1 protein-coding gene is annotated in these 1,766 nt (G+C 61.8%); it reads left to right on the top strand.

From position 1 onward, the window contains the following. Positions 1 to 350 precede the first annotated feature (350 nt). A partial coding sequence (locus tag SMC5_RS09825) for a PAS domain S-box protein (protein ID WP_119120575.1) occupies positions 351 to 1,766 on the top strand: 1,416 nt, incomplete at its 3' end.

Here is a 1,766-nt window from a genome sequence, read left to right as displayed (position 1 = left end):
ACTGGGTGACAAGCATGGCTGCCCTGGAATCGCATGGCCCCAGACTGGATTCCCGCCTTCGCCGAAAGCACCCCTTGTATTGAAAAGAAATACTCGGGGGGGAATGACACATGGAACGCCTCCTGCCCAGGCGTGCCCTCGCCGGGGAACACTATTTAGCTGTACACGCTTTCCGCTTGACTTGCGGCTGCCGATTTCTATGCTGTAGAAAGTAAAGTTATGGGCCAAATGGGCCCGTGACCAGCGTGACAACGGTCTGTGCAAGGGGAGATGTGCGATGCAGTATGGCACGACACTTGAACCGCTCACAGTCCTCGCCTGTACGTTGAGGATGCTCCGGGAGGTGCCCGGTGACGCGTGACTCCTTCGTCGCGCTCGTCGGCAACGCCACCCTGCTCCTCTCGCTGGTCTATGTCTATGACCTGCTGAATATCTTCCGTCGGCTGTCCAGAACCTGGATACGGCAGGTAATTACCGGCCTCGCCATCGGCGCCATCGGCATCTGCGTCATGCTGATGCCCTGGACCTTTGTGACAGGCATCATCTTCGACACACGGTCCGTCCTGCTGGCCGTCTCGGGGTTGTTCTTCGGCATGATCCCGACCGTCGTCGCGGTTGTCATGATGGCCGCATTCCGCGTGGTCCTGGGCGGCAGCGGCGCATGGACAGGCGTCTCGGTCATCATCGCCTCGGGGGGCATCGGCGTTGCCTGGCGGCACACGCACCAGCGTCCGCGTGCGATCCTCTCGTTCTGGACGCTGTACTCCCTGGGGGTGGTCGTTCATGTAGTCATGCTTGCCCTCATATTCACTCAACCGTTGCAGACGGCGATCCAGATCCTGCGCAGCATCGCCATCCCAGTCCTCGTCATCTATCCCATCACGACCGCCGCATACGGAACGCTGATGGTCCAGCGCTTGCGGCGCGACCAGGCGGCTGCGGTCGTCCGCGAGAGTGAGAGCAGCTTCAGGGTATTGTTCGAGCAGGCAGCATTTGGGGTCGCCGAGGCCGACGCGAGGACGGGCCGCTTAGTTCTCGTCAACCAGCACTTCGCGGACCTGCTGGGGTACTCGCGCGAGGAACTGCTTGCGCTGGACCTGCAGACCATCACGCATCCAGACGACCGGGCAGAGACTCGTCGGAGCATACAGGAACTAGTGTCCAGCCGGATCTCATCGTACGTCCTGGTCAAGCGCTACGTGCGCAAGGACGGAGGCGTCATCTGGGCCAACATCACCGCGTCGCGGCTGTGGGGCGAGGGGGACGAGCCCGACTTCATGATGGCCGCCATCGAGGACATCACGGACAGGAAACGCGCCGATGATGCCCTGGCGGTTTCGGAAGAACGGTATCGCACGCTGTTCGAGTCAATGCCTATCGGTGTCCTGTATTTCGCGCCCGACGGTACCATCATGTCAGCCAACCCGGCGGCCGAGGGCATCCTGGGGCTCAGCCAGCGCGAGATCGTGAATCGGACGTCTATGGACCCGTCGTGGAGGAACATCCACGAGGACGGTTCGGAGTTCCCGGGGGAGTCCATGCCCTCAACGCTCGCCCTGCGCTCTGGAGAGGCTGTCCACGACGTCATCGTCGGCATCTTCAATCAGCGCGAAGAAGCCTANNAGCGCAGGGCCATGGGGCACGAGCTAGTTCAACTTGCGTCCTTCCCCGAGCAGAATCCCAACCCAGTGGTAGAGGTCGCCCTGGACGGTACTGTTCGATATGCCAACGCGGCCGCGCTGCACGCGCTCGAGCGACTTGGTCTG

This window comes from Candidatus Cryosericum odellii, assembly GCF_003570935.1.
In the GTDB taxonomy this organism is placed as follows: domain Bacteria; phylum Caldisericota; class Caldisericia; order Cryosericales; family Cryosericaceae; genus Cryosericum; species Cryosericum odellii.
This window is presented reverse-complemented; position numbering and strand designations above follow the sequence as displayed.